This window comes from Nesterenkonia aethiopica, assembly GCF_039534665.1.
In the GTDB taxonomy this organism is placed as follows: Bacteria; Actinomycetota; Actinomycetes; order Actinomycetales; family Micrococcaceae; genus Nesterenkonia; species Nesterenkonia aethiopica.
The window spans coordinates 1-7,119 of record NZ_BAAAVT010000032.1; the positions used below are offsets into that span (position 1 = coordinate 1).

Sequence of the window (7,119 nt, forward strand, 5' to 3'; positions counted from 1 at the left end):
ACATCATCGCCATGACGAAAGACTCGAGGACTAGGTTCAGTGGGCTCCACTGCGGCTCCTGATGAACAGGCCGGTGCAACCACCGATAGACCCCGCCGCGCGTCAGCCTCGGAAGATGCGTGGAAAAGTGACCCCTGAACGGCTGAAGCTCCCGGACCCGCTCACGGTTCCTCGGATGCCGCTCGCCGAAGCGCCTGCACGGCGTGATCCCAGGGGATGCGTTCCTGCTCGAGGCGCACGTCGCCGAGTTCGTGGAGGGCGCTGAAGAGGTCGCGTTCGACGCCGGTGAGATGCTCCGGCAGGGCCCGTGGGGCGTTCCGATGGTCCGGGACCGTGAGGTCAAGATGCGCGGTGAGCGTGGATCGGTCGGTCAGCACCGAGCGGGTGTGGGGGAACCGACCCCGGACCCGGCTCAGAATGCGGAGCCCCTCGACGTCGAGGTCTCCCCAGTAGATCAGGTCAGCGGCATGCAGCCACGGCAACCGGTCCAGCAGCGGCGCCCCGGTGCTTCCAGGATTGTGCACCGCGATCACCCCGTCCATGTCCGGCAGGCCCAGCAGAGTCTGCAGATTCTCCACGACGACGGCGCGGAGGGGAGCGGTCTGCCACCGCGAGAGCTCCTCCACCGGCACGGTGAGGTCCCGCAGCCCCGCCGGTGCCAGAGCCGGGTCCAGCACCCGGATGCGGAGTGTCTGGGGCAGCCCCCGCAGGCCGAGATCCGTCCGGCCCGTCACGGAGGACGCCAGGGGCAGCACGAGTCTGCGGTGGGACTCCAGCCACTTGCTGTGGACGCCCCGCACCGGGATCTGCCGGGGGAACAGGCCCGAGTCCGGATGTGCCAGCAGCCATGCGAGCACCTCGCGGAGTCGGCCGTGTTCGTCCTGATCCAGGCTCGCGACCTCGGCCAGCCGACGCCGTACCGCGTCCCGGGAGGACCCTGCGCCCAACAGGTCCAACAGCTCGGCGGAACGATCCCGGGCCGCTGCCCAGTGGGCGCCGCGCCCCGCGAAGTGGGCGACGTCGTCGGGGCTCGGCAGTTCCAGGCGCACCGGAACCCGGTTCGTCCCAGCATTCGCCCAGCGTCGGGTCTCCCAGTGGAGCCGCGCGTCGCGGCTGAGGTCACGCTCGGCCGCCCGCCAGTCCCGCACCCAGGTCTGTACCTCCTCCCCGCACTGCAGCACCACCGCCTCGGTGGGAGGGTGCAGGGGCAACGAAGCTGCAGGCTCCGTCTCCCCGTCCACGGCCCACTGGGAGAATCGTCGTCGGTAGCGGTTCTCCGTCTTCTTCCGCGCCGCCTCGACCCCGATCACCGTGATGCCTTTCGCACAGGGGAGACGTTCATGTGGTGACCTCGAACAGCGTCTCGGCCGAGGTGTCCGGGGCGTCCGGGGCTCCTCCGGCGGCCTTCGGGTCGGCCCCGCCGTCGTGCCGACGGGCCTCCTCCCAGGTGACGGGCGTGGCGTGGGAGTCCTGCCCGTCCTGGCAGGTCACCAGCGCCACGCCACCCACGTAGTCCTCCAGCACCTGCAGCATCTTCAAGGGGGTCGCCAGGATCATGTGGAACCCGAACTCGGCGAAGATGTCCAACGCCATGCGGGTGAACGTGACATCGGACTTGTCGAACGCCTCATCCATGACGATGGAGCCGTAGGTGGGCACCTCTTCGGACTCCCGGGCCAGCTGGTACCGCAGGGCTGCCGCCAGGCAGAAGACGACCAGCTTCTGCTTCTGCCCGCCGGAGCGGCCCTGCCCGGACTCGTGCCAGTCCACGACGACACCGTCGACATCCCGTTCCAGCCCCAGGAACTTCACGTGCCGGCGGGTGTCGAGGCACTGGGTGCGCCAGCTGCGGTCCGCAGCCTCCGAGGAACCCAGCTGCGTCATCACGCGGTGCAGCACCTGAAAGCGTCGCTCGGCCTCCTCCCGGTCATCCTCGAAAGCCAGCACATCGGCCGTGATGGACTGCAGGTCGTTCAGGAAGTCCTGGGCCACGGCAGGGCGACTCGGGTCCACCCGGATCTCGAGGTGCCGGCCGGGAGAGAACGGGCTGCGGCTCAGGGAGTCGTTGATGGGGGCCACACGGTTCTTCACCTCCCGCGGTGCGCTGCGGATCCGTTCGGCCAGCAGGCCCACGTTCTGCTGGGACTGCTCACGCAGCATGTCGAAGAACCGCTGTTCGAAGTCCGGGAGGCGGTCCGCCCGGAGGCGCTCGAGGATCCGCAGATACTCACCCCGACCTCCGACGTCTGCGGTCGCCTCGGAGGCCTCCGCGGGCCACTCCACTCGGAAGGAGTAGGCGATCTTCTCGATCTGTGAGGCGGACTGGCGCAACGCTTCGGCAGAGTCGCGGCCCCGTCGGCTCAGGGCGTCGGCGACCTTCGCCGACTCAGCATCGATGCTCAGATGGGTGACCCGGCGTTCTGACCGGACCAGGGCGAACTCCTGACTGAGCTGGTCGGCGATCTCCGGGGGGATCTCCGGTTGAGGCTCCTGGGCGAGCCGGGTCAGCTCCTCATCGATCCCCTCGAGCTTGGCCTGAGCCTGGACATGGGCCTTCTGCGCCGCCTGGCAGGCTTCCCGCGCGCCACGGGTCTCGCGCTCGGCCCGGTCCAGCCGGTGCTGGGCGGCCTTGAGGTCGCCGTCCTCGGTCAGCAGCGTCGCCTGCTCCTGCTCGGCCTGGCGCAGTTCGCGACGGCGGGCGGCGACGTCCAGCTCGGACCACTGGAGTCCGCGCACCTCCTCCAGGGCCTCCCGGCGCCGCTGGGCTCGGGAGCGCTCCCGTTCGGCGGCGCCCAGGGCGTCCTCCGCCCGGGAGACCTGCTGCTCGACATCCCGCAGGAGGCCGAGATAGTGCTCCACCTTCTGCTCGTTGTCGAAGCCGAGGATCCAGCTGCTCCGGTCGTCCACCGCCCGGCGGTCGTCCTTCTCATAGCTGCGGGCGCCACGTTTGACCTGCCCGGAACGGCTGACTCCGCGGGTGACCCCGGCCAGATCCTCCGGAGCGTCCACACAGGCGTAGTCGAAGCGGGAGGAGAGCTCCGCGTGCAGCCAGGGGGCGAACCGCCCCTCCGCCACCTCCACACGGTGGAGCAGCGACGACGGCGCAGCCGCCGGACGCGGCGGCTCCACCGCGGCGGGCACCACCTGATAGCGGAGGCGCGTTCCCAGGTGGGCGGCGTCGACGGCGGCTCGGACCGCGTCCTCATGGGCGGCAGGGACCAGCATGACGGTGGCCAAGGGGCGCAGCACGCGCTCCAGCGCACCTGTCCACTCGGAGTGCTCCTGCCGGACCTGCATCAGCTCGGCCGCATAGGGCAGAGTGCTCTCCGGCAGGTCGGTGATGCGCAGCACCGTCTCCCGGGCGCGCAGCAGACGGCGGTCGATGTTGGAGCGGCGGCCCCGCATCGCCTGGAGCTCATCCTGCAGCTCCTGCTTCCGGAACACCGCGCGGGACCGCTTCTCGTGGAGCTCGCTGACCCGCTGTGCAGCAGCGTCCTGCGTGGCATCGTCCTCGGCGAGGCTGCGGCCGGCCAGGTCCTGCATGGCGGTCAGCTCCGCATGGCTCTGCGGGCACTGCAGGCCGGCGGCCTCCAGCCGCGTCTGCAGCCGCTCCTGACGGAGCTGAGTGTCCCGCAGGCGCTCCTGACGGGAGACGATCTTGGCGGCCAACGCCTCCAGCTGGGCGCCGCCGCGGGCATCCACGGCGCCCTGGGCGCTGCGGCGGCGCTCCTCGGCGGAGTCCAGTGCCAGGTCGGCCCGTGCGTGCGCCTCGGCGGCGGCCGAGGCGGCGGCGACGGCGGTGTGGCGGGCCTCCTCCAGCAACTGCACCTTGCGCCGACGGGTGAAGGGCTCGCGGGAGAGGCTCAGCTGTTCGATCCGGGCCAGCTCGGACTCGGCGTCGTCGTAGCGGCGGGACTGCTGCTCCAGCGGCGTGAGGTGCTCGATCTGGCGTCGAGCGGTCACGACCGCATGATGGGCTTCAGAGAGTTCGGCGAACTGCTCCACCGCTCGGTCGGCCAGAGCGAACGTCTCCGGCTCGTCCAACATGAAGCCGCGGAACAGGTCATCCAGGCTGCCGAGGTTCTTGGCCGACTGGGTCTTGTGCAGCAGCAGCACCGCACGATCACCCCCGATGCCGAGCTCCCGGGTGAACCGTGCGACGAACCGGCTGTGCTGCTTGTGGACGAAGGCCTTAGGCATCGCCTGCTTCAGTGCGCGCTCCGAAATGCCGCGGGTCATGAACTGATCGAAGTCGGCCAGCTGCACCTCCTCATGGACGAGCACGTGCAGTTCGGAGAGGTCGGCAGGCCGGGCCGCAGTCCTGCGCGCATGGAAGAGCTTCACCAGGGAGCAGGTCCTGCCCATGCCGTTCCGATAGCGCAGCAGAATGCCGCTCCAGGTGGCTCCGGTGCGCAGATAGCGTGTGGTGACCTCCCCGGTGTCCTCGTCAGCGCCGCGCGCATACGCTCCCCGGACGTAGGTGAGCTTGCTGCGGTCCGAGCCGCGGGAGGAGCCGTCAGCGGCCGCGGCGTTGAAGCTGGCCTTCCCTGTGGGAGTCAGCACGGCCGTGATGGCATCGACCACCGACGACTTCCCGGATCCGGACCGGCCGGTCAGCAGGAACCCTCCCCGCGGAACGTGGATCCTGTGCAGGCCGTGGAAGGTGCCCCAGTTGACCAGCTGGAGTTCCTCCAGCCGCCACTGGCCGGGGTGCTGCGTCATGGGGTGTCCTCCGGGTTCTCGTCCGTCAGGTTCTCGTCCGTCACGTCGTCGGCCGCCGGGTCTGGAGCGGTCGTCCCTTCAGCAGTCGTTCCTTCAGCGGTGTCGCTGTCTTCCTCCAGCGTCTCACCCTCCTCAGACATGCCGCCCTCGGTCATCCGGGCATAGACCGCCCGGAGCTGGCTGATCTCCTCAGGGCCGAAGATCAGGCGCAGCACCGGTGAGACCTCATAGCGACCTTCGGTGGCCGTCGCTGGGGTCCGCTGCAGGATCCCCAGGTCCCTCATCGTCTCCCAGGAGGACCGGATGCGCTTGGTGAACAGGGCCGCGTCGGTGGAGGTGGCCGCTCGGTACCCGGAGAGCTGCTCGAAGATCTCCTCCTGGCCGACGATCACCCGCTGGCCCGCGGGGGCGCTGACCAGTTCTCGGCGCAGGTGCAGCAGCAGGGCGGTGTCCATCAGGGTCAGTGATCGGGTGCGCACCACCTGAGGTGCGGAGCCGTCGTCGGCCTCCGCATTGCGCACGAACGCCACCCCGCGTTCGGTGTCGATCACCAGCTCGAGGAACAGGTCTGCTAACCGGGAGCGCACCGCGTCCGTGTCGGCCAGCAGGGCTCGCCAGTTCTGCGACTGGCGCTCCGCGGAGATATAGGGCCCGGCGATCAGTGCGGCCAGGGCTCGGCGGGAGTCGGCGCGCAATGTGCCCGTGTCGCCGTCCCACAGCTGTCCCGCCGCCGGTGCGTCCTGATCGGTCTCGGTCATGGCAGGGGCTCCTTGAACAGGTGGACGGGCAGCACGGCGGCGCGAGCGTCCGCCACGGAGTCGGCCGGCACCCAGCGGACCTCTTCATGCCGGTCAGGGACCATCACGGCGTGCCGTTCAGCGAGGTCGAGGAGGCCGACGACTGAGGCGACGCCCTGGCTGGCGGGCCGGTGGGAGAACACCTCGGCGATGGTGCAGGGGCCGTGGTCGCGCAGCACGGCGTTGACGGCGTCGATCAGCTCGGCGGTGTCGATCTCGGACTCCCGGACGCTGCGTCGCAGCTCCGCCACGTCTACCGGAGGAGCCTCGGACTCGACGACCTCCTCCGTGACGGCCGCATCCTGCGGGTCGTGCAGGGTCAGCGCGGAGACGGAAGACACCGGGACGCGTGTCAGGTTCAGCACGAAGCCGATCTCGCGGAACGGGCGGCAGCCCTGCTCGAAGAGCGTGTGCGCCTCCGAGGTGGCCGCACGCAGCAGCTGGTTGACCTGTCGTTCCTCGGCCAGCTCTTCCGACTGGACGAAACGCCGCAGGCTGCGGGACAGCGAGGTCATCACCTGATGGATCTCGCTGGAGGAGTCCTGCATGGCGGGCAGCAGCCGACGCAGCTGCGTGCGCTGCTCCGGAGTTAGACTTCGCGCGAACGGACGCTCCAGCAGCGCGTCGATGTCGTCGTCCAGCGCCGAGGTGCGTTCCGGGTCGAGCACGAGTGCGTAGAACGCCGCGAAGGAGCGGCCCGCCTCGGACTCCTGCAGCAGGTCCACACCCCGGAAGATGTCGTCCAGGACGGAGCCGCGGGACTGCGGTTCGTCGATGAGCTGCCTGCGCAGGCGGGAGTTCAGCGCCTCCAGCGAGGCCCGCAGGCGGGCGAAGTCCTCCGGGAGCTCCGCGGCCAGGGCGAGGACGTCGCCGGCCTGTTCTGCGGCGCGATCCGTCTCCAGGATCTCGACATCCCCGGACGCGAGGCGAGAGATCTCCTCATCCAGTCGGTCGCGCTCGGTGCGGAGCATCTCGATGCGCCGGCTCACATCCGGATCGGTCTCGATGCTGAGCTGACGGATGCGCTCCACGATGGTGGTCAGCCGCGACTCGGTGACGGAGCTGCGCGGCTCGGAGAGCTCCTGGACGAAGCGGATGGCCGCGAGTGCGCCGTCCGAGAGGGAGTAGAGCTCCTCCCGGGACTCAGTGGGCCGCCGGATGAGGAATCCGGCCTCCAGCCACGCCTTGCAGTACTGCAGGGCGGTCTGCGGCAGGTCGAAGCCGTGGGCGCGGAGTTCGTCGAGATCGGCCTCGACCGCGTTGATCAGGACGGCGGACGGCATCTCCCGGCGAGGGTCTGCCAGATGGGCCCCGAGCACGGCCACGGCCACCGGGGCGTTCGCCGCGCGCAGCAGTGCCCAGGCGGTGCTGTGGTCGGCGAGGCGCCGTGTGGTCAGGGCGGCCCGGAGTGCAGTCATCTGTTCCATGGTAGGGCGGGCCGCCGACGTCGGGCGCCTGGGGTCTCTGTTGAGAGGTCACTTTCGCGTGCATCTCAGCCGTCGTGAAGCGGGCGGGGTCTATCGGTGGTTGCACCGGCCTGTTCATCAGGAGCCGCAGTGGAGCCCACTGAACCTAGTCCTCGAGTCTTTCGTCATGGCGA

4 protein-coding genes are annotated in these 7,119 nt (G+C 69.8%); all 4 read right to left on the reverse strand.

Features of this window, described 5'->3' with window-relative positions; all coding sequences use genetic code 11:
* Positions 1-161 precede the first annotated feature (161 nt).
* Genes ABD658_RS15110 through ABD658_RS15125 form a run of 4 tightly spaced genes read right to left on the reverse strand, consistent with a single transcriptional unit; the run spans position 162 to position 6,937 of the window.
* Complete coding sequence (locus tag ABD658_RS15110) at positions 162-1,310, reverse strand: Wadjet anti-phage system protein JetD domain-containing protein (protein WP_344684480.1); 1,149 nt, start codon at positions 1,308-1,310, stop codon at positions 162-164.
* Positions 1,311-1,338: 28 nt separating this feature from the next.
* Entirely contained in the window at positions 1,339-4,722 is a 3,384-nt protein-coding gene (locus ABD658_RS15115) for an ATP-binding protein (protein ID WP_344684482.1), read from the reverse strand.
* Positions 4,719-5,480, reverse strand: coding sequence for a DUF4194 domain-containing protein (locus ABD658_RS15120; RefSeq protein WP_344684484.1), 762 nt, complete (start codon positions 5,478-5,480; stop codon positions 4,719-4,721). The genes ABD658_RS15115 and ABD658_RS15120 overlap by 4 nt, the downstream gene beginning before the upstream one ends.
* Positions 5,477-6,937 (reverse strand): DUF3375 domain-containing protein, encoded by a 1,461-nt coding sequence (locus tag ABD658_RS15125; protein ID WP_344684486.1) that lies wholly within the window; start codon positions 6,935-6,937, stop codon positions 5,477-5,479. The genes ABD658_RS15120 and ABD658_RS15125 overlap by 4 nt, the downstream gene beginning before the upstream one ends.
* Positions 6,938-7,119: the final 182 nt, after the last annotated feature.